This is a genomic window from Tropicimonas sp. IMCC6043 (assembly GCF_004146235.1).
In the GTDB taxonomy this organism is placed as follows: Bacteria; Pseudomonadota; Alphaproteobacteria; order Rhodobacterales; family Rhodobacteraceae; genus Tropicimonas.
On sequence record NZ_SELO01000019.1, the window covers coordinates 69,926 to 92,703 of the forward strand.

The following is a 22,778-nucleotide window of genomic DNA, read 5'->3' on the forward strand; positions in this document are numbered from 1 at the left end:
CTATGGGATCACGCCCGGTTGCTGATCCAGCGGCACTGATAGGGCGCAAAGGTGATGTCTCCACCCGAGGTGGCGATCCGATCGCCGGAGATCAGATCGATCCAGTCGGCGCCGCCAATCAGGTTGATCGAGACCGACGGTAGCGTGACTTCCCGGTCGGTCACATTGTGTATAGCGAAGATCGACTGCGCGCGGTCGAGGCTCTGGCGCCAGAAGCCGAAGAGCTCGTCGCCCAGATGCAGGGTGAACTGCGTCGCGTTCGGGTGGAACGCCTTTTGCTTCACGCGGATGCCGATGCGGGCCTTCATGTCCGAGAGCGCCCGCGATTGCCGGCTCGTCGGGTCCGAAAGCGCGGCGCGCAGCGCGTCGTAGTCCCAGCGGTGGCGGTTGATCGCCCGGTTGATTCCGGTCTTGGCGACGCCGTCGTGGTCGTTCGGCGTGCCGAGCAGCGCGTGGATGTAAAAGGCCGGCAGGCCCTCAAGCGCCATGACGATAGTCTGCGAGCAGAGGAAGCGCTCGTGTTGCCACTCGTCCGGCCCTTCGACCGTGCCCTGCATCGCGTCATACCAGGTTATGTTGAGCTCGTAGGGCCGCTGGCTGCCATCCGGCATCGAGCGCATCGAGACCAGCCCGCCGAAATTGCGGACGGACTCCACGAGTGCCCCGGTCTCCTCCTCGGAGAGCAGCCCTTCGACAGGCCGCATGCCGATGCCGTCATGGCTGGCGGTGAAGTTGAAATAGGCGCAACCCATCTGCGCCGGCGGCATCGCCATCTGCCAGCGGTTGAGCTCGCTTGCCGTCCCGTTGAGCAGCGCGTGCAGGATGAGCGGCGGTAGGGAGAAATTGTAGATCGAATGCGCTTCGTTCATGTTGCCGAAATAGGAGAGGTTCTCGGCATTCGGCACATTGGTCTCGGTCAGCAGCACGAGGCGCTCCGAGGCATAGTCGAACAGGAGCCGGATCAGCCGCACGATGGCGTGGGTCTGCGGCCGGTGGATGCAGTTGGTGCCGATCTCCTTCCAGATGAAGGCAACCGCGTCGAGCCGGATGATCCGCACGCCATGGTCGACATGCAGGCGGATCACGCGGAGGAACTCCAGCAGAACCTCGGGGTTGGAAAAATCGAGATCGACCTGGTCGTGGCTGAACGTGCACCAGACGTATTTCTTGCCCATGGCCGTGTCGACCTCGCGCAGGAGCGGCGAGGTGCGTGGACGCACGACGCTGCTCAGGTCGTCCTCGGGGCTCGCCTCGAAGAAGAAGCGGTCGAAGGGCGGGTGGCCCTGGCGGTATTCCTGGAACCATGTCGAGAAGGACGAGACATGGTTCAGCACCAGGTCCGACATCAGTTTGAACTCGTCGGCGATGCGGCTGATATCGGCCCAGGACCCGAGCGCGGAATTGACCGCCCGGTAGTCGGTCACCGCGAACCCGTCGTCGGAGGTGAAGGGGAAGAAGGGCAGGATATGCACGCCGCTGATGGCGCCTGAGAGATTCTCCTCGAGGAAGTGTCGCAGCAGGTCCAGCGGCTTGTGGACGCCGTCGACGATGGTGTTTCCATAGGTGATGACGATCGTGTCGGTCTCGTCCCAGAGGTTGTTGCCGGCGGGACGTGCGCGGGCGCGCGTGCTCGAGCCCTCCGGCCAGAAGGCCTCGATGATATGCTGACGGAGTTCTGCCTGGTCGGCCTCGGGATAGATCTGCGCGAGCAGCGAGTCGATGCGGGCTTTGAATTTCGGAGCGGATCTTTGCATGGCGGCTCTTCCTCGATCGTTCCAACAGGGTTCGATCAATTCCAAACCGGTTTCAAGGCCGAATGGCGGTAATCCTCGTCCGGCCGGCGCGCGTCGCGAGGATGCACGAAAAGCAGGCAGGACGGCGCGGCGCCGGATATCACGGCGTTCGGGACGGGCGAAGCGGGCCGGTCGGGCCCGCCCCGGAGCTGTCAGGCCGGGATCTCGCCTTCCTCGATCAGCCTTTCGCTGAAGCTGTCGAATGCTTCGCGCCAGGCGGCTTCGAGGCTGGGGGTCAGGGCATCTCCGAGCCGTGCCTTCAGCGTCTCCATCAACGCTTCCTTCATCGGTTCGAAATGCGCCTGGCGGATACCGAGGACGCGGTGCAGCTTGCCGAGTTCGGAATAGTTCACCGAGGGCTTGCCGGGATGCTCCATATCGGCCAGCAACAGGCCGAGCGTGTTCATGAACCGCATGCCCTGTCCCTTGAGGTCTTCGCGGAACAACGAGCGCAGTTCCGGCTCGCGCGCGAACAGCGACTCGTAGAATTGCATAGACGTGGGTTCGTGCAGCGGTTGCAGCTCGTCGAAGCTCTGCCTGACGCGCGCGATCTTCTCAGGCGATAGCGGCATGGGTCCCTCCTTGCTGGCACTCCTGATCATGTCGCGCCGACAGTGTCATGGAATCTCCCGCGGCTGAACGGCGAAGCGCAGACTGCGACGTTTATGCGCCGCACCGGGCCGTCGGGCCGCCGCGCGGGCTCCGAACGCGACGTTTGCCCGGCGCGATGCAATGCCATTCGATCCGGTGCGCAGCCGCGAAAGTTAAGATTGCAATACTGGTTGGTTCAATGCCGTTGTCGCTGGCAATCATTTCAGGCTCGCCTCGGCGTTCGATCAGGGCCGTCAGCTCACATGCCAAACGGCGCCCCGAGATCGAGTGTCCGGGATCGCGGCGAGGCAATCCCGGGTGAAGTCGTCGACCACGTCGAGAACCCTGAAGCGCTGGCGATCGGCGAACCGATCATGGACGAAGTCCGGCGACCAACGCGCATTGAGCCACGTTTCGACCAAGATTGGCACCCGTGTCCCGACAGTCTAGCGGCGTGGTTTGCGTTTGCTGACGGTTAACACTCGAATCCGTTCATCGTCCGACGTGAACGAGACCGTCAGCAAGACCTACGCGGCTGAGGAGCATTGATACCCTCAATCGCTGGAGCGTGACATCTCGCCAGGCTCACAGTGCCCGCTTTGGAACCAGCAAAGATGGAAAGACACGTAGAAGTTCGAGAGTTATCGGGGACTTCAATGAAAAAAATTACTTGAGTGATTTTCTGGTGGAGCCGAGGGGAATCGAACCCCTGACCTCGTCATTGCGAATAACGGGACTTCAGTTCTCCTCTCTTCGCGCTACCTCCTTATCTTACTGTAATAAAATAGATTCTGTGGACAGTCACTCGTCGCACTTCTATCCTTTTCGCGAAATGGTGCGATCTCGGTGCGATCTGATGCGCCACACGCAGAGGAGATGATCAGCATGGCGCGCGTCCTCGAATTTCCGAAGAAGCAGCCCAAGGCCCGAGATCGGGCAACACCGCTGACCGCGGCGCGAATACGACAACTCGCTTCCGGATCGCGCCAATACTGGGTGCCGGACGGCGGATGTCCCGGTCTCTACGTGCGAGTTACACCAAGCGGAGAAATGAGCTTCTACGTCCGAGGGCGGATCGGAACAGGCCGGAATGCCCGTCAACGGAACATCCGGATTGGCGGAGTGAACCAGATCGGTCTGGCGCAGGCGCGCAAACATGCCTTGGCAATAGTCTCCCAGATGCGATCCGGTATCGATCCACGTGTCGAGGCGGAAGAACACATGACCGTCGGCGATCTGATTGGCGGCTATGGCTTGGATCTGGAACGTCGGGGTGTAGTCAATGCAAAATCCGCGGTCTCCTCACTGAACCGAAACCTGAAACGGCTAAAGAGCACCGCGGCCGCGGTCGTACGTCGCGCCGACCTCGTGAAAGAAATCGAACGCTGCGCCGATCGATCAGGTCCTGCGGCGGCGACCGCGTTTCGTGGCTTCGCAGCGGCAATGCTCAACTGGGCCGTCAATGCGGGCCACCTGCAGTCCTCCGTCCTGGCGGGTTACAAGGCGCCTCGCATGACGAAGGCCGAGCGCCTCTCGCGATCCGCACCCTTTACCGTTCAGGGTGCAAATGCAATTCGCCGGTTCTGGCAGGCAACCGACGCTTCCAGAGACCCGGTGTTCCGGGACTATATGCGGTTTCTTCTCCTTACCGGGCAACGCCGAAACGAGACCGCCGCGATGCGCTGGGAGGATCTTTCCAGCGACCACTGGAGCATTCCTGCCGAGGTCACCAAGACCGGCCGCGATCACGTCGTTCCGCTCGGGCCGGTGTCCCTCAGCCTGCTTGGCAGCCAGCCCAGACAGTCGTCGCTGGTCTGGCCGGGGCGTGGGGACGTGCCGATGGCCGGATGGTCGAAACGACTTCGTCCCGTCAAGTCGGCGATGGGCGAGCCGCAGTTGGCCATGCATTCGCTTCGGCGCGGCTATCGAACGGGAATCCGTGAACTGGGAGCCGACACTGATCTTTGCGAAGCAATGATTGGACACTCCCGGCGCGGACTGATTGCTCGCTACGACAAATCCGAGATGTGGGAAGCACGTGTTCAGATCCAAACACATTGGGAAAGCTGGATTCGAGATGTGACCCGCACCGAAGACTGATCAGGGCCAATCCAACGTGGATACTGGCCGCGGCAAAATAGTTGCAAATCTTCGATGTCTCCTCGTGTCCTGACCGAAATTCAACTCGGAAGGGCTTTGGCTTCTTTTCATCGTCTGTCTCCTCGTTCGGAGAACAGTCTAACCTCAAAGTGAGGACAATTCAGGGGAGCATGTATGAACTGCCTTCCCCTGCAAGTGATTTTCGATGCGCCGCGGACCCTGCTTCTATGTATTCGGTCTTTCTTCGGGGCCGTTCGATTTGCCCCTGACCAAGATGGGAAGTCGCGCGTCCTGGGTCTCGTTAGCTCGCCGGCACTCAGGGACCATGGAACCGCCATATCGAACGTCAAGAATGCCGACCTACCGGACCTTAGCCGAAAGCGCGAAATCTCGACCGATGCGCGCGCAGCATTCTTAAGGAAGGGCGGACCACGGACATTCGCTGCCTTGCGCTCGAATGCCCGGTCGCTCATCCGTGAGATATTATCGGTTTGCGCACCATCGTGGCCGAAACGAGCTTCAGAGACTTAACCAATCAGGCGGCCCGAGGCTCTCGTTGTGGCTGGGTCAATTGGCGGCCCGGAGCGAGCCGATCCGCTCGGCCCTTACCAGCAGCAGAATCCACCATCGACTAAGAGGTCAACACCCGTGCAATAGGACGAGGCATCGCTTGCCAGGAAGATTGCCGGCCCGACCATCTCGTCGACGCTTGCCATCCGTTGCATTGGCGTCTGACTCTCGAATTCTTTGGTCTGGTGCACCATTTCAGGCCGGGTGTTCATCGGAGTCGCGGTGTAGCCGGGGCTGATCGAATTGACCCGGATACCGCGCTCGACCCATTCCATCGCCATACTCTTGGACATGTGGATGACACCAGCCTTGGACGCGTTGTAGTGGACCTGCATCAGACCACGGTTCACGATCACGCCCGACATCGATGCAATATTGATGATCGAGCCCTTGCCGTGCCGCAGCATCGCCGCGGCTTCGGCCTGGCACGAGAAGAAGACCCCCTTCATGTTGATGTCCATGAGGGTCTGGTATTGCGCCTCTTCCATCTCCTCGGCAGGGTTGGCATTCGCGATGCCGGCCGAGTTCACGGCGATCCCCAGTGCGCCAAGCTCGGCTTCGGTTCTTGCTACCGCATCAACAAGTGCGGGTTTATCGGTGACATCGGCGGTCAGGGTCAGGACTTTGCGTCCGGCGGACTCGATGAAGCCGGCAGTGTCGGCCAGGCCGCCGTCCTCGCGGCGGTCAAGGCAGGCGATATCGGCGCCGCATTGCGCCAACCCGATGGCGATGCGTTGGCCGATGCCGCTTCCAGCCCCGGTGACCAGCGCCACCCGCCCGGAAAGATCAAAGAGCGCTGGGGCATTCAGAGTGATTTCCGCCATTTTACATCCTCTTGGCTTGCTTTTTTACGTACGGATAGTCCGATCGGAGCGGCGTCGATCTCAGGCTTGAGCCCGCTGCGCCCGCTTGCCGGAGTCCGGCTCCTTCAGTTCGCGGTCGCCCCGTTTCGCGTCCCACCAATCGGCCAGCCGCTCCCGGGTAAGCAATTGCGACCCCGTCAGGTGCTCTCGCGGAATGGTATGGTTCTGGTTCATCGCGACGAGGTTCTTCACGGCCCAGTAGCCAATCTCCCACTGGCGCTGCGCCTTCACACCGGCAATGGTCCCGGTCTCAATGAATTTCATCGTTTCTTGCAGGTCGTCCATGCCGACGATGGCAATTGCGCCCGACTTGCCCGCATCGACCACCGTGCGGGCAGCGCCGATCGGGTTCGAGGCATTGCAGGCAAAGATCCCAGCGAGATCGGGATGGGCCGCGAGCGCGGATTCCGTCAGACGGACCGCCGTTTCGAGATTGTCGTTGTCGGGTTCCTCGAACACGATCTCCATTTCCGGATAGTGCGCAACCGCGTCCTTGAACCCCGCAATGCGCTCCTTGTGGTTGGTGGCCGTCGGGCTGCCCGCGAGGATCGCGACTTTACCGGAGCCATCGATCCGCTCGGCCAGGAAATGACCGAGGTCCGCGCCGTCCTCGTGGTCGGCCTTGTTGCCGACAAAATTGAACCTTTCCGAGCAATAGGTGTCAAAGGTGATGACGTTGATGCCCGTTTCGATCGCCTGCTCGAGAAGCGGCGTCTCGGAGGCGGGATCGAGACAGGCCACGGCGAGACCATCCGGCTTGCGGTCGATTCCGGCCGCAATGCGGCGGCGGTGGTCTTCGACCTCGGCCTTGGGCGGGGCGTCCCACGTCACACTCACATCGATGCCATCCTCCTTGAGTTCCTCTACGGCCTTCCGCGCGCCGGAGGCGACAACGTCGTACCAAGGATGAACGACCTTGGGGATGAAGACGAGATCGAGCTTCTGCTTCACGGGGGTGAGCAGGTCCTCCTGGTCAAAGGACCGGGCATGGCCCGCGGTGGCAAGCTCCATGACATAGACGTCATTCGCCTCACTGCGGTCCAGGATGCCCCTCTGCCGGCCGCTCGACATGACCATGATGCGGTTGGAGACGCCCAATACCTCGTCGAGATCCGAACTCACGACGATGACCGCGACGCCGGTTTCCGCCAGACCGACGATGATGTCGTAGATCGAGGAACGGGCTCCGACATCGATACCGCGCGTCGGCTCGTCCAGGAGCACGACTTTCGGGTCCCGGGTTAGCCACTTGGCGATCACGACCTTCTGCTGGTTGCCGCCCGACATTTCGCTCGCGCGCTGGTGGCTCTGCCCCTTTACGCCGAACTTTGCAATACTCTGGTCGGTGAATTCCTTCATCCGGCCACGGTTGATCCAGCCGGACGTGCCGACCGACTCGAAGTTTGCATAGGCAATGTTCTCGCCGATGGTATGATCGAGGATCACACCTTGAAGCTTGCGATCCTCGGGCACCAGTACGATGCCTCGGTCGATCGCCTCGCGCGGGCTGCGCGGCGTAATCTCTTCGCCGTTCATGAGAACCTGCCCGCCGGAAATCGGGTCTGCCCCTGCGATCGCCCGCACGAGTTCGGTCCGACCGGCGCCGACGAGGCCCGCAATTCCGAAGATCTCGCCCTTTCTCACCGCGAAATTGACCCCTGAAAAGGTTCCGTTGGGCGAGGCGAGATCTCGGACCTCGAGAACGGTCTCCTCCTGCGGCGTGGGGACCTCGGGGAACATGCGCCCGAGGCTGCGACCCACCATGGCCTCCACGATGGTTCGCACAGGGATGTCGGCGGTCTCGAATTCCTTGACCTTCGCACCGTCCCGGAAGACCACGATGCGATCGGCGATCTGTTTGATCTCCTCGAGCCGGTGCGAGATGTAGATGATCCCGACGCCTTCGGATTTGAGCTTTTCGATTTGTTTGAACAGAAGCTTGGTCTCGGCGCCGCCCAGGGCGGCGGTCGGCTCGTCGAGGATCAGGAGCCTGGCATTCAGCGTAAGCGCCTTGGCAATTTCGATCAGCTGCTGGTTGGCGGTGGAGAGACCCTTGACGAGCCGCCGCGGAGAGATGTCGAGCCCGAGCCGCTCGAGCCCCTGATATGCGCGCCGGTCCATTTCCTTGCGGTCGAGCCGGCCGCCGGACATCGGATACCTGCCGACGAAGATATTTTCCGCCACGCTCAGGTGCGGCAGAAGCATGAGTTCCTGATGGATCATGGCGACACCGGAGTCGATCGACTCGCGGGGGTTGGCAGGCGCGTACTCCGCGCCCTGCCATGTCATGGCTCCGGCAGTCGGGAGGATCGTGCCGGAGATGATATTGGAAACGGTCGATTTTCCGGCACCGTTTTCGCCAAGGAGCGCCACGACTTCTCCGGCAAAGATATCCAGATCAATGTCGTGCAGGACTTCAATGGGTCCATAGGACTTCGCGATGTTCCGCAGTGACAGGATCGGAGATTTGCCTTCGGTCGTCATGACGCTCCCTTTCGTGCTACGGTGCTGGACTTGGGCCGTTTACGGGTGCTGCTCGACGTATTTCGGTGCGTCTTCGCAGGTCGTGAGCACGGCGTTCGGTGTCTGACGTTCGGGAACGCTTTCGCCGGCGGCGACCTTGATCGCGGAATCCACCGCGAGGCGACCCATGAGCTGCGTGCTCTGCGTCGCGGTCACGACGAAGGGACCTTCGCATTTCGCGAGGTATTCGAGCGCAGCGACGTCGCCGTCATAACCGCCGATGATGACCTGATTGGAAAGACCGGCAACGTCGGTTGCCTTGGCCGCGCCCATAGCAAGGCCGTCGGCCTGGCCGAAGATGATCTTGAGGTCGGGATGTGCCTGGAGCATGTTCTGGGCGATCGAGAAGCCTTCATCCGGCGACCACATCTGGCTCCATTGCTGGGTGACCAATTCTACGCCGGGGTTCTCCTTGATGGCGCGTTCGCAGCCCTCGAAGCGGAGCACCTCCGGAGTGGTGCCTTTCTGTCCGTGGATGATGGCCATCTTGCCTTCGCCGCCGGCCAGCTTGATAATGTGGTCGCAGACTTGGTAGGCGGACTCGATGCTTTCGCCGGCGATGAAGGTATCGCCGGGCTCGCCTTCAGGGAAGCGGTCCACGTTGATGACCGGGATACCCTCGGCACGCGCCAGGCGCGTCGGAACTGCGGCCGCTGCAGCGCCAGCGGGGATGTAGATGAACGCGTCGATGCCCTGGGTCATGAAGTCCTGAACCTGGCTCACCTGGGTGGCGGTGTCGTTCTTGGCGTCTGCAACAATGACCTCGATACCCAGTTCCTTGCCGTAGTTCTCGACACCCAGCTTGATCTGGTTAAAGAAGTCGGCCTGCAAGTTCGGGACCGCAAGGCCGATCTTCTTGACCTCCTCCGCACCGGCTATTCCGGCAATCGATGCGACGACTGTCGCAGCGAGCAGGGCCTTTAGCGTGGTTTTCATGAGTAACTCCTCCTCATTGGAATGGTCCACAGTATCATTTTGGACCCGTTGAAGTCCGACAATGCGGACCGTTAAGCGGGGAAGCGGGCGAGGCCCGCCTCCCTGACGACTTTGTCCTACCGGCGCTTGAAGGTTTCGGCGGCGACGGCCAGAACGATGACCAGACCGATGATCACGGCCTGCAGGAAGGGAGAGACGCTCAGCAGGTTCAGGCCGTTGCGCAACACGCCGATGATCAGAACCCCGATTACGGTGCCGACGACGCCACCGGTGCCGCCCGACAGGCTTGTTCCGCCGATGACGACCGCAGCGATGGCGTCGAGTTCATAAGCCACGCCGGAACTCGGCTGGACGGAGTCCAGGCGCGCCGCGAGAAGAACGCCGGCAAGGCCTGAAAGAAGCGCCGAAGCCACGTACACCATAACCGTCGTGCGTTTCACGTTGATTCCGGCGAGGCGCGCCACTTCCGGGTTGCCGCCGATGGCATAGAGCGACCGACCGCCCTCGCGGTAGCGCAGGAACACGAAGGCAATCGCGAACACGGCCAGCATCACTGCGACCGTCATCGTAAGAAAACCGCCATAGCGAATGATGGCCGACATGTTGAACCAGGCCGGGAAGCCAATGATCTGCGAGCCATTGGTGATCATGTTGGCAAGGCCGCGCGCAATCGACATCATGGCAAGCGTCGCGATAAAGGGCGGGACACCGAATGTGGTGACCATCGCTCCGGACGCCGCGCCGCAGATTGCTGCCGCAGCCAGCGCCCCGCAGATTGCGATGCTCATGGGCATTCCTGCCTCGACGTTGAGATAGCCCAGAACCATCATCGACAGTGCGAGCACTGATCCGACTGAGAGGTCGATGCCGCCAATCAGAATAACGAAAGTCATCCCGACCGCCATGATCCCGAGCACGGTGACCTGATCCATGACATTCAGGAAGTTCCGAAACGACAGGAATGAGTCCGACGCGAATGAGAGGAAGGCGCAGAGAACCAGCAGACCGATCAATGGCCCGGTCGCCCCGCTCAAGGAGAACAGGCTCGCCACAGAAGGTTTCACCGAGCCGTCTTTGGCAATCGAAGTCATGATTCCCCCTAATCTGTGTATATTTATACACTAGTGATGCAACATTCGTATCCTGAAGTGCCCAGGCAGTCAAACATTTTCTTCCCCACAACTTCAAAGCCTTTTTCACTTAAAACTCTGGGAGGGCGAAGTTGCGAACAATTAGCCAAAAGGGCCACACATCTCGCTTGACTTTCGTCCTAAACTGCAATTCTAATGAATAAGGAATTTTTATGCATGGAGAGCCAGTATGGACACCCAAGACCTTCGACGCATGGCGAACCAGATCCGCCGTCGCGATCTCCAGGCCGTCTTCGAAGCGGGCGCGGGCCATATCGGTGGCGAGATGTCTGTCTCTGACATCCTCACTGCACTGTATTTCAGGGTCCTGAATGTCGATCCCACGAACCCGCTCGATCCGAACCGCGACCGATTCGTGCTCAGCAAGGGCCACACCGCCTGTGCGCTCTATGTGACGCTCGCCGAGAAAGGATTCATCCCGAAGGAGGAGGTCGCCACCTTTCTCAAGCCGCATTCGCGCCTTAACGGACATCCTAACCGGACCAAGGTCCCCGGGGTGGAGACCAATACCGGCCCTCTCGGCCATGGCTTGCCGGTGGGTGTGGGCATGGCCATTGCCGCGAAGCTGAGCGGCGCCTCCTGGCGCACCTATGTTGTGACCGGCGATGGTGAGATGCAGGAAGGCAGCAACTGGGAGGCGATCGCCTCCGCCGCCCAGTACAAGCTCGACAACCTGACGCTGATCATCGATCATAATCGCTTGCAACAAGGCGCGCGGCTGGCCGAGACAAACAACCTCGCCCCATTTGCGCCGAAGCTCGAAGCCTTTGGCTGGGTCGTCGAGGAGATCGATGGCCACGACATGGACCAGATCGTCGCCGCGCTGTCGCCCGACAAAGTGGAACCCCACAAGCCAAAGGCCATCGTGGCACACACCAACAAGGGCCAGGGCATCTCATTCATGTCCGACAATGTCGCCTGGCACCACAAGGTGCCGAATGCCGAGCAATACAAACAGGCAATGGCCGAGCTTGAGGAGGCTGCCCAATGAACGCCGCAACCAGCGAGCCGAAGCTCTACGACTGCCGCGATGCCTTCACGGCCACGCTCGAAGCGATGGCCGCCGAAAACAACCGCATCGTAGCTGTGTGCAACGACTCAGTCGGCTCCTCCAAGCTCACCGGATTTCGCGACCGCTTCCCCGAGCGTCTGATCAATGTCGGCATTGCCGAACAGGCGCTTGTCGGCGCCGGCGCGGGCCTCGCCAATGGAGGCAAGATCCCGTTCGTCTGCGGCGCCGCCTGCTTTCTGACCGCCCGGGCTCTGGAACAGATCAAGGCGGACGTCGCCTATTCCGACACCAATGTGAAACTCGTCGGAATCAGTTCTGGCATGGCCTACGGGGAACTTGGCCCGACCCATCATTCGACCGAAGACTTCGCCTGGGTGCGGGCGATCCCTAATGTGGCCGTCGTGGCGCCTTGCGACAATGCCGAGACGGCCGCGGCCGTCGCCTTCGCGGCAGAGTTCAAGGGTCCGATATTCCTGCGGTTGAGCCGTGTAGGCGTGCCGCAATTGCTGCCCGACAACCACAAGTTCGAACTCGGCAAGGCAGACACACTGCGCGACGGTGTTGATGTCACGATCATTGCCAATGGCGTGCTGACCCACCGCGCAATGCTTGCGGCCGAAAAGCTCGCAGGCGCAGGCGTTGAGGCGCGCGTACTCAATATGGCCAGCGTCCGTCCGATCGACGATGAGGCGATCGTGAAGGCCGCCGAGGAGACCGGTGCGATCGTGACCTGCGAGGAGCACACGATCTTTGGTGGGCTCGGCAGCGCCGTGGCAGAGGTCGTGGTGGAGACGCGTCCGGTGCTGATGAAGCGCCTCGGCGTGCCCGGTATCTTCCCTCCGACAGGAAGCGCGAATTTCCTCCTGGACGAGTTCGGGATGTCGCCCGACGGGATCGCCGCAGCCGCCAGAGATCTAATCGAACGGAAAGCGTAGGAGGGCACGATGAAGCGGGCAGTTCTGGCCATCGACGAAGGCACGACCAACAGCAAGGCCATCCTTGTGCTCGAGTCGGGGGAGATCGTGGCACGCGGCTCCTGCCCGGTCGAGACGAAGCACCCCCGGTCGGGCTGGGTCGAGCAGGATGCCAGGCAGGTCTGGACGAGCACCATCGCGGCGATTCGGGACTGCCTGGCCGCGGGGCCGGAGATCGAGATCGCCGCCATTGGCATCTCCAACCAGCGCGAGTCGATCATGACCTGGGACAGGAAGTCCGGCGCGCCGCTTGGCCCGCTGGTGACCTGGCAATGCCGGCGGACCGCCGCCGCCTGTGAAGCCCTCAGGGTGGCCGGAATGGAAGAAGACGTGATCGCCCGCACCGGCTTGCCGATCGACCCTTTGTTTCCAGCCACCAAGGTCGCCTGGCTGCTCGAAAATCACTGTGCCGGCAAGACGCCAGAAGATATCTGCATCGGAACGGTCGATTCCTGGCTGATCTGGAACTTCTCCGGCGGCAAGGTGCATGCTTGCGACGCCTCCAACGCCGCGCGCACCCAGCTCTACAACATCTCCGAGGGCCGCTGGGACGAAACGCTCTGCGGTATCTTCGGCGTGCCGATGAACGCACTTGCCAACGTCCACGATTCCTCCCACGTCTTCGCCCTTACCTCGGGCGTGGACGGTTTGCCTGACGGGTTGCCGGTCGCCTCGGCGATCGGCGACTCGCACGGGGCACTCTTTGGTCATGGCGCTTTTGGCCTCGGCGATGGCAAGGTCACCTTCGGCACCGGGTCGTCGGTCATGACTACGCTGCCGGACTTCATCATTCCTCCCAAGGGCGTCACCACGACCATCGCCTGGTCGCTGAACGGCACGCCGACATTCGCGTTCGAGGGCAATATCCTTGTCAGCGCGTCGATCCTTCCTTGGACGGCCGAGCTGCTGGGGCAATCGGATGTCACGACGCTGCTCGACCTTGCGCAGACCGTCGAAAGCACGCTCGGCGTCATGCTGGTTCCGGCGCATGTCGGGCTCGGTTCGCCGCATTGGAACGCCGAGGCGCGCGGCCTGATCTGCGGGCTCTCCTTCAACACCGGCAAGGCCCATATCGCGCGGGCCGCTGCGGAGAGTATGGCCTTCCAGGTCGCCGATGTCTTCGAGATCGTCGAGCAGAACTCGACCGCTGGGATCGGCCGGCTTTTCGTGGACGGTGGTCCCAGCCGCAATCCATACCTGATGGGAATGGTCGCCGACTACATCGATCATCCGGTTATCGGCGGCGAGAGCGCCGAGGCATCAGCGCTCGGCGCTGCCTTTCTTGCGGGGCTGGCCACCGGGTTCTGGCCGGACTTGGAAACGGTCGGCGCCCTGTCCGCGCACAGCAAGGGGTTCGCGCCGACGCTGCCGGCCAAAGAGCGGATTTCGGCACTGGCGACTTGGCGAGCGGCGGTAGCCCGCGCAACTCTTGGCACCGAATAATTATTCGCGGTAGGACAACCGGGTCCAATCCCGAACGAGGAGTGTCCACGTGGCACGTGTCAACGAACTCAGACTGATTACCCGGGTGGCGCAGATGTACCACTTGGAGGGTCGCAGGCAGGCGGAGATCGCCCAGCATCTCCGAATGTCCCAGGCTACGGTCTCGCGCATGCTCAAGAAGGCGCAGGAGGAGGAGATCGTGCGAACGACCATCGTCGCCCCCTCCGGCACATTTCCCGAGCTGGAGAAGGGGATACGCGAGAAATTCGGCCTGCCGGAGGCCATTGTAGTGGAATGCGCCGAGGACAGCCCGGCCTCGATCATGGCGCGGATCGGCGAGGCAGGCGCGCACTTCCTCGAGGCGACACTGCAATCGGGCGAAATCATCGGTGTCTCGAGCTGGAGCGAAACCATTCTGAAGATGGTTGACAACATCCACCCGATGTCCGCGGGCAGGGTGAAGTACGTCGTCCAGACCCTCGGCGGCATGGGAAATCCGTCGGTCCAGACCCACGCCACCCAGCTCACTACGCGGCTGGCAAGACTGACCGGCGCCGAACCGCGCCTGCTGTCCGCCCCAGGAGTTGCGCCGTCGCGGGAGGCCAAACTCGTGCTCCTCGGCGACACCTATGTGCGTGAGACCATGGAGCTTTTCAGCAAGATCACGCTGGCCATCGTCGGTATCGGCGCAATCGAGCCATCCTCTATGCTCGCCCGCAGCGGCAATATCTTCACACCCAACGAACTGACCGAACATACAGATGCCGGGGCGATCGGCGACATGAGCCTGCGGTTCTTCGACATCGACGGCAACGTGGTGAAGACGCCGCTCGACGACCGGGTGATCGGCATGCCGATGGAAGCCCTGGCCAAGGTCGACCGGGTGATCGCGCTTGCGGGCGGCGCGGCCAAGACCGACGCAATTCGCGGCGCGCTTCGGACTGGCACGATCGACGTGCTCGTCACCGACGAATTCACCGCGCGCCGCCTCCTGGAAGCGTGGAACACCACACCCTGAGAAAGAGGAGATTGGGGAATGAGAAGGTTCGAAGGCAAGACGGTTGTCGTGACCGGTGGCAACAAGGGTATCGGATATGCAATCGCCGAGCGTTTTCTCGTCGAAGGCGCGAACGTTGTCATTGCCTCCTACGAAGATCAGGTTAAGGAAGCTGCGGCCGAACTTGCCAAGGACGGCGGCGCGACCCTTCCGGTACTGTGCGACGTGACGGACCCCGCTCAGGTGGTGAAGCTCTACGATGCCTCCGAAGAGGCGTTCGGAAGTATCGATATCTCGATCCAGAATGCTGGCGTCATCTATATCTCCAAGCTGGAAGAGGTGACCCTCGAGGAGTGGAACAAGACCCTTGCGGTCAACACGACCGGCTGTTTCCTGTGCTGCCAGGAAGCCATCAAGCGCATTCGCAAGCATGACCGTGGAGGCAAGCTGGTCAACACCGCCTCGGGCCAGGCGCGCGAAGGTTTCATCTATACACCGCATTACGCGGCATCGAAGTTCGGCGTGATGGGGCTGACGCAGAGCCTTGCCAAGGAAGTGGCGCTGGAGAAGATCACCGTCAACGCGATCTGCCCGGGCATCATCTACAGCGAGATGTGGGACTACAACGATCGCGTCTGGGGGAAGATGCTGGGCGACTACGGCCCGGGCGAATTGATGGCCGAATGGGTGCAGAACATTCCGATGAAACGCGCCGGCGTTGGCAAGGATGTTGCCGGCCTCGTCGCGTTCCTTGCCAGCGAGGACGCCGACTACATCACCGGCCAGACAGTCAACGTCGATGGCGGCCTGATCATGTCGTGACCGTCACGACGCGCCTCCGGTCCGGGCGCCACCGGGGGCGCAGACATCCATATCTGACACGGGGTTTTCATGCTGACCCAAACGGATCGGCTGCTGCGCCGCCAGACGGCGGAATCGGTGCTGCGCAAAGCCGGGCGGATCGCGCTTGAGCGGTTCCGCACCAGCTCCTTCACCGTCCACGAAAAGGGCATGCATGAATTCGTGTCCGAGGTAGATCGCGAAACGGAAAATTTCATACGCGTGCGTCTGGCCGAGCGCTTCCCCGCCGACGGTTTCCTCGGCGAGGAACTTGGCGGCGCCCACTGTGCCGCGACCTGGATTGTGGACCCGATCGACGGAACCACGAACTTTGTGCGCAACATACCGTTCTGGTGCCTATCGGCCGGTTTCGTCGTCGATGGCCAGCCAGAAGTCGGCGTGGTCTATGACCCCAATCTCGACGAGATGTTCGCCGCACACCGTGGGGGCGGCAGCTGGCTGAATGGCAAGCCCATCTCTGTGTCGAACACCGCAACTCCAAAAGGTGCAATTCTGGCATTCGGATTCAGCTTTCGGGCTTCACCCGAATGTAACCCGCGAATTGTCTCGCATCTTCTCTCGTCGGGAGCGATTTACCGTATCGGTCACAGCGTGAGCACTGGCTGGGCTGGACCGTCGTGCAGGATTGCCAGGCACGCATGTTGGGGCAGGACTCTGCGGAGGTCGATGCCAAGCTGGTGTGGAGCCGCCTCAAGTGCAGCCCGATGATGTTCTGGCTCGCCGAGGTCGCGGGCGTCCCCAGCGATCTGCTGGACGAGGCGGAAGCGCTGGCAGAGAGCGCAAGCCAGGCCAACCCAGCCGACGGCCATCCGCACGGCAGGATGATCAGGACGGCCCTGCCGTGGCCCCTCATCGAACAGGCAATCCTGACCGGCCCACACCTTGCGCCACTCTCGGTGGCCAACGACGCGGCGCTGCTAGCCTTTGACCGATTGACCGAGACAGTGTCTACCTACCGCAAGTTCCGGCAGTGGCTGCCGACCTAGGCCACGATTTAAGAATTTGCTCGCTGCCCGCGCGGGGTCGGGGAGGTAGCAATCCACGCGATGGGACCCGCGGCGGGAGCCCGCCTAAACTCCGTTGCCGCTAGGTCCGTTCGCATGATCGCCACTGATGCCGACACGCCTGGCTCCCTCATGCCTCAACAGCAGTGAGTCAGAGATCGGAAAGTCTGGGAGCCCCCCTGTAGAATCACCCGGAAAGGCCGTTGGTACAACACGACAGAGATGACCAAAGGATACACCAAACCACCTTCGGCACAGCAATTTCAACAACTTGGCGAGCGCCGCGGATACGCCGGTGCCGCCCTGCTGCCACATCAATTCGGTCCGAAACATCCGACTCTGATGCGTAGAAATTGAACGCAACGACGCGTTCGATGGAGAAAAGCATCGGAAATCAAATGCAGGCTCTGACTCAGACCCAATTGGCGAGTCGCTGGCACAAGTCGCCGCGAACCCTCGAGCAGTGGCGGTGGCTCGGTAAGGGACCGAGATATATCAAGATCGGCGCGCGGGTGATCTATCCGCTGGAATTCGTGGAAGCCTACGAGAAAGACCATATTCACGTCAGCACCCTTGGCCCGGTCCGGCGGAGGGATCGCTGATGCCGAAAAAGCCCTCGCCAAACCGCGTCAAGACGCATCGTGTCTATACAGTCTACGAGGCAGCCGACGCACTCGATCTGCACCGCCAGACTGTCATTCGCTGGATCAGGCACCACGGTCTGAGAGCCGATTGCAGCAAGCGCCCCTGGCTGATCGAGGGCCGGGACCTGAAGGGATTCCTCACCAAAAGGCGGCAGAAGGACCGCGTCACTCTCAAGATCGGCGAGATCTACTGCCTGCCCTGCCGACAGGCGCAAGTCCCTGCCGGGCACATGGCCGATTTCAGGATGAAGACGGCCACGTCCGGTGTTCTGTCAGGCATCTGTCCCGCCTGCGACCGGATGATGAACCGTATCATCGGCCGTGCCGATCTTGAGGCGTTTCGGGCCGTTCTCGACGTGACAGTTCAGCAGGCAGTGACGGGAATAGTGGGAGTGAGCACCCCCTGTCTGACTGTCACCCAGAAGGAGGCACGGCGAGCCAATGGTTAGACGCACCAATCCGAACCTCAGAATCAAGCGGAAATACCTGACCTGGATGAGCGAGGCCAGGGGCGTCTCGGAGGCGACAGTGGACCGAGCTGCGGCATCGATCGACACCTATCTCGCCTGGCTCAAGGGCAAGGACCTGCGCCAGTTTCACAGCGAGAAGGCCCTCGCATTCAAGCGGCATCTCGAGTCCGACAGGACCGGACGGAACCGACCCAGATCGGCGTCTACGATCAACGGAATCCTGAGGGACCTGCGAAGCTTCATGACCTGGCTCGCCGACCAACCCGGGTATCGCTCCCGCATCCGCCACGCCGACGCCGCCTATTTCAGCCCGGACCGCAAGAGTGAGCAGGCCCGGAGGGGTGAGCTCTTCAAGCCCGCTCCGTCGCCGGAGCAGGTCGCGCACGCCATCCTGTCGATGCCGTCCGAGACGCTTCTCGAGCGCCGGGATCGCGCCCTGATGGCATTCCTCTTCCTGACCGGCGCGCGGGAGAAGGCGGCAATGACCGTCCGGATGGGCCATGTCGACTTGACGAATGCCTGCGTTCAATTCGACGGCCGTCTCGTCGAGACCAAGTTTGGCAAACGGTTTACCGTCGCCTTCCTGCCAGTCGGCGACACCTTTGTCGCGATCCTGCGGGACTGGATCACGGAACTCCGCACCGATCTCATGTGGGGCCAGACGGACCCGGTCTTCCCGAAGACAGCCGTCGGCATCGGGGTGACCGGCGGGTTCGAGAGCCGCGGCCTGGAACGCGCCCCGTGGAAGAGCCCGGCCCGAGTCGTGAAGATCTTTCGGGGCGCATTCGAAGCCGCCGGTCTCCCACCCTATTCCCCGCATTCCATCCGAAGAACACTGGTGCAACTCTCCAACGATCACTGCAGGACCCCTGAGGAGTTCAAGGCATGGTCGCAGAACCTCGGCCACGAGGATGTGCTGACGACCTTCATGAACTACGGCTCGATCGCCCCCGGCCGCCAGGTGGAACTGATTGCACGGATGCGGGAGGGCCCGGAGGATGCGTCCGTCATCGACGACGCTTAGTCCGGTTGGGCCGCTTCGTGACCGAGGCCGGGTCATCAATCCGAAGGGTCACCCGGTCCGGCGCGATCCGGTAGCCGTAGGGAGGGATGGTCTCTATGACCTCCTGGCTCTCCAGGCCGAGCTTCCCAAGGGACGCCGCGAGCTTTCTGCGCGCCGTCTGGACCGCGCGCCGAACGCCACCTTCATCTGCGTAGTTTTCTCCGTCGGCAATCTCAGCTGCGGTCAGACAGGGATAGTCCTCGGGAACCAGACCTTGCCCCGCTGCCTGCAGGAAGGGCTCGGCAAGGCGGGCGAGCAGTCGGTAGGCGACACCGGTCAGGACTTCCGTTCCCCCGATCTTTGCCTGCTCTGACAGCGGGCTCAGGATGATCTCGACCCGTTTCGGAGACGTCTCGGGTTCGGGAGTTTCCATGCTCGGGGAAATGGCCTGCTCGAGCTGCGCCGCCCGATAGAGGGATGGCAGCGAATACGCTCCCGTATCGTCCTTGCCGGCGCCGAGCACTCGGTTCATGACCGATGTCACGGCCTTGCCATGCCGCCAGTGCAGGTCATGAAGCCGTCTCAGCGCCTCGCCGGGCGGGTCGCCGATGTCGTTGATCGCCCGCAGGACCTCCGGAAACCGTGTCTGGAAATCTGGGATATCGGCCAGCGCGAGGAACTGGGCATTCCTGACATAGGACAGCGCCATTTCCCTGTCGCGGACGCCGGGCAAGTCACCTTTAAGCAAGTCATGCGCATAGGCTTCCCCCGGGTCCTGGTCTTCCAACCCTTGCGACAGGACGGCGAAGCGGCGATCGATGCATTGCGAGCAGCGCCCGCAATGGCTGTGCATCCGGCTCAGGTTGTGAACGTCGGCGCAGCTGCGTGTATGGCGGATCTGGTCCGCGAAGCCGAGCCGGCGGATCGTCTCGAGCACGTCTCCCTTGGTTCTGAAGAGATAGGGGTTCCGTACCTCCCGCCTTTCCCCGAGCAATGCCGAGAACAGGCGGCCGAGCCCGGCAAGGACTTTCGGGTGTGTCGTCCGCGTCGCCCGCGCACCGATCACCTGCGGCACTGGCGGCAGGTTCAGGCTGACGACGCCGTTTTCGAAGAAATGGACGACCTTCAGCCCAAACATCTCGGCCACGGCCAGACCAAGGCTTGCAAAAAGGAAGGAGCGGCTCCGCTGCGTTCCCTCGCGACGTTTGCCATCGGCCAACTGCGCTGTCAGCGAAACCCGCATCAGCCGGCGCTTTCGTTCATCTTCGTCGAACGCATCAATGAGGTTGTTCTGAACGCGAGCCATCTTCGTTGCCGAGACGTGGCTGACGAGGACGACCCGTTCCCTTCGCTCGACGAGTTCCTCTACCGCCCCAGCGAAGGAATCGAGTCCTCCGGAAAACATGAGAATCCGCCCGGGCTGGAAGCCGACATCGGTGCCGAAGTCGAAAATGCCCTGGGTCGGACCAGAGTCCTCGCAATCAGCGAAGGAGAAGCGCCAGAAATCATCGGACAGGAACCCGACGACCTCCTCCAGCAGGTTCGTGATCTCTTCGTTCTCCCAAATCTCTCGACACCGCACCGGAACGGTGAGGTGAAACTTGCGGCGCCAGTCTTCGCCGCATCGGCTTCCCGCAAGCCCACCCCGGCTGATGCGGCAGTCGGCAGCATAGACCGTCGCTGCGATGTCGAGGAGATCGTGCACCACCTCCGGAACCACCGCCACCAGCTTGTGGCTCAGCTGGCTGATGCGGAACCTCATCTGGATCGGCGCGCCGTCGATCTCCAGTGACAGCTGGTCCTTGCCCCCGGCATTCAGGGGACCGATCAGGCGGACGGGCACCTCACGCGGCATCGTCCCGCCGCTCCAGTTCCCCGCGCAGCTTCGTCATCGAAAAAGCGGTGAACTTCCGGATGCCGTCGCGGGTGAGCCCCTCTCCCTGCCAGACGGCCTTGCCATACCATCCGCCGGCATAGGATTCGACGATCCGGGCAGCCTCGTAGGAATGCTGGAAGAGGGCGCGATCGAAAGATTGCCGGTCGGCATCCGAGGCAAATCGTTGGCCGGGGCCAACGTGGTTCGACAATTCCCGACTGAGATAATACTGGAGCGTCTGGTCGACGACCCGCGCAAAGAATCCCCGGGCAAACGCGCCGAACTTCTCCCCCGAAGCGAGCCGCCCGAGAGCGGTGCGTATCTCTGCGGGCGTCGGATCGAACAGGCCAGGCAGCGACCGATCGAAATGGTCCGACAGGGTCGTGAGCAGCGAAGATAGCGCGATCTCTCCAAGGTCGGAGCGATGTCCGCTCCGCAGGCAATCCTCATCCACCGAATCCGCGATTCCGGAAAGGAGGGCCGGCACGGTGTCGATCTGCGTTATACCGCGCTCCGCCATCGCCCGGAGAAATGCAGGACCGCGAGCCTCCTGCGGCAGGGCCGCCAGAAGTTCAACGATGGAAAGAAATTGCGGGTCCTTCGCGGCACTCAGCAATGCGCCTTTTGCTGCCAGCGTCGCAGCAGATGCGACGTCGGCCACGGGTGCATCGGCCTGGAGAAGATCCACGACCTCTCGCCATTTCCGCGTCTGCGGCAATACACCAAGCCGAATATGACCCATTCACTCCTCCACCAACTGCAGAGGACTCCAGATGAATGGTTGGCGCCACCGGAAATGTCACCTCATCTGCTGGGTGGTCCGGGCGGATTGCCGCACCAGATGACCCCAGTTCTGACAAACGGTGCGATCCCGGTGCGATCTGGCGAAATCTCGCCGCAGAACGAACGCTGTATAACTATTTGATTTAATTGGTGGAGCCGAGGGGAATCGAACCCCTGACCTCGTCATTGCGAACGACGCGCTCTCCCAACTGAGCTACGACCCCACGAGGGCTTCCAATTCACCCAACCACGACCGGTTGTCAAGCCGGCATCGCGAGGTTTTCGCGCACGAGCGCCTCGATCTGCGCGGCCGGGCGCGCCCCGGTCAGGCGGGCGGCTTCGCGACCGTCTCGGAACAGGATCATCAGCGGAATGCCGCGAATATTGTGCCGGACCGTGGCGTCGGGATGGCTCTGGGTGTCCACCTTGGCGAACCGCGCCTGGCCGCGAAGCGCTTGAGCCGCTTGTGCGAATTGCGGCGCCATCTGGCGACAGGGACCGCACCACGGCGCCCAGAAATCAACCACGAGCGGCAGACCGTCGGTCTTCGCGGCCTTCTCGGCTTCGGGAAAGCTCAGCTCCGTGACCTTGCCGTCGGCCAGTTTGGCTCCGCAGGTGCCGCATTTCGGCCCCGCGCCGAGCTTTTCGGTGGGCACGCGGTTCACGCTGCCACAGTCGAGGCAGGTCAGTTTCAGACTGCCGCTCATTCGGGATCTCCTTGATATTCACGTTTTTGCATAAATAGGAAAGGACGTGGCGAATCCAACCCCGGATTCCCGGCAGGTCGAAAATATCGCAGGGCCGCCGCATCGGGGCGCTGCCGGCACCCCGCCCCGCGATAGGCTCCTGAGCGACCGGTCCCGGGACTGCCGCTTTCGCAGGCAAAGTGATGGCGTAAAACCGATGCAGAACGGTCTCGTGGAGAGTTTCAACGGCCGGATTCGGGATGAACTTCTCAATGAGACCATGTTCCGCAGCCTGGCCCATGCAAGGATAGTGAGTGCCGCCCGGGCCTCCGACTAAAACACCGAACGCCCGCACTCGGCCTTGAACTACCAGGTGTTTGATCCCACGGTTTGATGGTGCGATCCATTCGCTGGAATGGAAGGAAGCCCTATGGGACAGGTACGTCACGGCAGCGCCACGACCACGCACGCCATCCGAGCAGCAATACAGCGATCGCA

The 22,778-nt window shown here is 61.9% G+C and carries 20 protein-coding genes, 1 tRNA gene and 2 pseudogenes; 12 read left to right on the top strand and 11 right to left on the bottom strand.

Features of this window, described 5'->3' with window-relative positions; translation table 11 throughout:
• Window positions 1-8 precede the first annotated feature (8 nt).
• From EU800_RS16570 to EU800_RS16580, 3 genes and pseudogenes are all read right to left on the bottom strand, one after another.
• Window positions 9-1,754 carry a sugar phosphorylase gene (locus EU800_RS16570; protein WP_129634143.1) on the bottom strand — a complete coding sequence of 582 codons (1,746 nt, stop codon included), beginning with the start codon at window positions 1,752-1,754 and terminating at the stop codon, window positions 9-11.
• Window positions 1,755-1,945: 191 nt separating this feature from the next.
• Window positions 1,946-2,365 (bottom strand): globin domain-containing protein, encoded by a 420-nt coding sequence (locus tag EU800_RS16575; RefSeq protein ID WP_165354703.1) that lies wholly within the window; start codon window positions 2,363-2,365, stop codon window positions 1,946-1,948.
• Window positions 2,366-2,507: 142 nt separating this feature from the next.
• Window positions 2,508-2,863 (bottom strand): annotated as a pseudogene (locus tag EU800_RS16580) (DDE-type integrase/transposase/recombinase); the annotation flags it as partial.
• Between the two features lie 406 nt (window positions 2,864-3,269).
• On the opposite strand from EU800_RS16580, the gene EU800_RS16590 reads away from it, so the two are divergent.
• Complete coding sequence (locus EU800_RS16590; RefSeq protein WP_165354704.1) at window positions 3,270-4,484, top strand: integrase family protein; 1,215 nt, start codon at window positions 3,270-3,272, stop codon at window positions 4,482-4,484.
• Between the two features lie 605 nt (window positions 4,485-5,089).
• On the opposite strand, the gene EU800_RS16595 is transcribed toward EU800_RS16590, so the two are convergent.
• From EU800_RS16595 to EU800_RS16610, 4 genes are all read right to left on the bottom strand, one after another.
• The gene (locus EU800_RS16595; protein ID WP_129634146.1) at window positions 5,090-5,878 is read right to left on the bottom strand and encodes an SDR family oxidoreductase; all 789 of its coding nucleotides are present in this window, start codon (window positions 5,876-5,878) and stop codon (window positions 5,090-5,092) included.
• 60 nt (window positions 5,879-5,938) lie between these two features.
• A complete protein-coding gene (locus EU800_RS16600; RefSeq protein WP_129634147.1) occupies window positions 5,939-8,401 on the bottom strand; it encodes an ATP-binding cassette domain-containing protein in 2,463 nt (820 codons plus the stop codon).
• A 39-nt stretch (window positions 8,402-8,440) separates the two neighbouring features.
• Window positions 8,441-9,376 carry a substrate-binding domain-containing protein gene (locus tag EU800_RS16605; protein ID WP_129634148.1) on the bottom strand — a complete coding sequence of 312 codons (936 nt, stop codon included), beginning with the start codon at window positions 9,374-9,376 and terminating at the stop codon, window positions 8,441-8,443.
• A 116-nt stretch (window positions 9,377-9,492) separates the two neighbouring features.
• Window positions 9,493-10,467 (bottom strand): ABC transporter permease, encoded by a 975-nt coding sequence (locus tag EU800_RS16610; RefSeq protein ID WP_129634149.1) that lies wholly within the window; start codon window positions 10,465-10,467, stop codon window positions 9,493-9,495.
• A 229-nt stretch (window positions 10,468-10,696) separates the two neighbouring features.
• Here EU800_RS16610 and EU800_RS16615 point away from each other — a divergent pair, with 229 nt between their 5' ends.
• The 10 genes from EU800_RS16615 to EU800_RS16660 all read left to right on the top strand — a co-directional run bounded on the left by EU800_RS16615 (window position 10,697) and on the right by EU800_RS16660 (window position 18,956).
• Window positions 10,697-11,518, top strand: coding sequence for a transketolase (locus tag EU800_RS16615; protein WP_129634150.1), 822 nt, complete (start codon window positions 10,697-10,699; stop codon window positions 11,516-11,518).
• Window positions 11,515-12,474, top strand: a complete 960-nt coding sequence (locus tag EU800_RS16620; protein WP_129634151.1) for a transketolase family protein — start codon at window positions 11,515-11,517, stop codon at window positions 12,472-12,474. The genes EU800_RS16615 and EU800_RS16620 overlap by 4 nt, the downstream gene beginning before the upstream one ends.
• Before the next feature lie 9 nt (window positions 12,475-12,483).
• Entirely contained in the window at window positions 12,484-13,956 is a 1,473-nt protein-coding gene (locus EU800_RS16625; protein WP_129634152.1) for an FGGY family carbohydrate kinase, read from the top strand.
• 49 nt (window positions 13,957-14,005) lie between these two features.
• Entirely contained in the window at window positions 14,006-14,974 is a 969-nt protein-coding gene (locus EU800_RS16630; protein WP_129634153.1) for a sugar-binding transcriptional regulator, read from the top strand.
• Between the two features lie 18 nt (window positions 14,975-14,992).
• Window positions 14,993-15,775: an SDR family oxidoreductase gene (locus tag EU800_RS16635; RefSeq protein WP_129634154.1), complete on the top strand. Its 783-nt coding sequence runs from the start codon at window positions 14,993-14,995 to the stop codon at window positions 15,773-15,775.
• Between the two features lie 69 nt (window positions 15,776-15,844).
• Window positions 15,845-16,522, top strand: a complete 678-nt coding sequence (locus tag EU800_RS16640) for an inositol monophosphatase family protein (RefSeq protein WP_129634155.1) — start codon at window positions 15,845-15,847, stop codon at window positions 16,520-16,522.
• Window positions 16,519-16,800, top strand: a complete 282-nt coding sequence (locus tag EU800_RS16645; protein WP_129634156.1) for a hypothetical protein — start codon at window positions 16,519-16,521, stop codon at window positions 16,798-16,800. The genes EU800_RS16640 and EU800_RS16645 overlap by 4 nt, the downstream gene beginning before the upstream one ends.
• A gap of 416 nt (window positions 16,801-17,216) precedes the next feature.
• Window positions 17,217-17,420, top strand: coding sequence for a DNA-binding protein (locus tag EU800_RS16650; protein WP_129634157.1), 204 nt, complete (start codon window positions 17,217-17,219; stop codon window positions 17,418-17,420).
• The gene (locus tag EU800_RS16655) at window positions 17,420-17,911 is read left to right on the top strand and encodes a helix-turn-helix domain-containing protein (RefSeq protein WP_129634158.1); all 492 of its coding nucleotides are present in this window, start codon (window positions 17,420-17,422) and stop codon (window positions 17,909-17,911) included. Before EU800_RS16650 ends, EU800_RS16655 begins: the two co-directional genes overlap by 1 nt.
• Window positions 17,904-18,956, top strand: a complete 1,053-nt coding sequence (locus EU800_RS16660; protein ID WP_129634159.1) for a site-specific integrase — start codon at window positions 17,904-17,906, stop codon at window positions 18,954-18,956. The genes EU800_RS16655 and EU800_RS16660 overlap by 8 nt, the downstream gene beginning before the upstream one ends.
• On the opposite strand, the gene EU800_RS16665 is transcribed toward EU800_RS16660, so the two are convergent.
• The 4 genes from EU800_RS16665 to trxC form a co-directional block, all read right to left on the bottom strand.
• Window positions 18,940-20,790, bottom strand: a complete 1,851-nt coding sequence (locus tag EU800_RS16665; protein ID WP_129634160.1) for a hypothetical protein — start codon at window positions 20,788-20,790, stop codon at window positions 18,940-18,942. The genes EU800_RS16660 and EU800_RS16665 overlap by 17 nt on opposite strands.
• Entirely contained in the window at window positions 20,780-21,553 is a 774-nt protein-coding gene (locus EU800_RS16670; RefSeq protein WP_129634161.1) for a hypothetical protein, read from the bottom strand. The genes EU800_RS16665 and EU800_RS16670 overlap by 11 nt, the downstream gene beginning before the upstream one ends.
• Window positions 21,554-21,742: 189 nt before the next feature.
• A tRNA-Ala gene (locus tag EU800_RS16675) sits at window positions 21,743-21,818 on the bottom strand.
• Window positions 21,819-21,854: 36 nt separating this feature from the next.
• Entirely contained in the window at window positions 21,855-22,301 is a 447-nt protein-coding gene (gene trxC / locus EU800_RS16680; protein WP_129634162.1) for a thioredoxin TrxC, read from the bottom strand.
• Between the two features lie 190 nt (window positions 22,302-22,491).
• On the opposite strand from trxC, the pseudogene EU800_RS16685 reads away from it, so the two are divergent.
• Window positions 22,492-22,614, top strand: a pseudogene (locus EU800_RS16685) (integrase core domain-containing protein); the annotation flags it as partial.
• Between the last annotated feature and the right edge of the window lie 164 nt (window positions 22,615-22,778).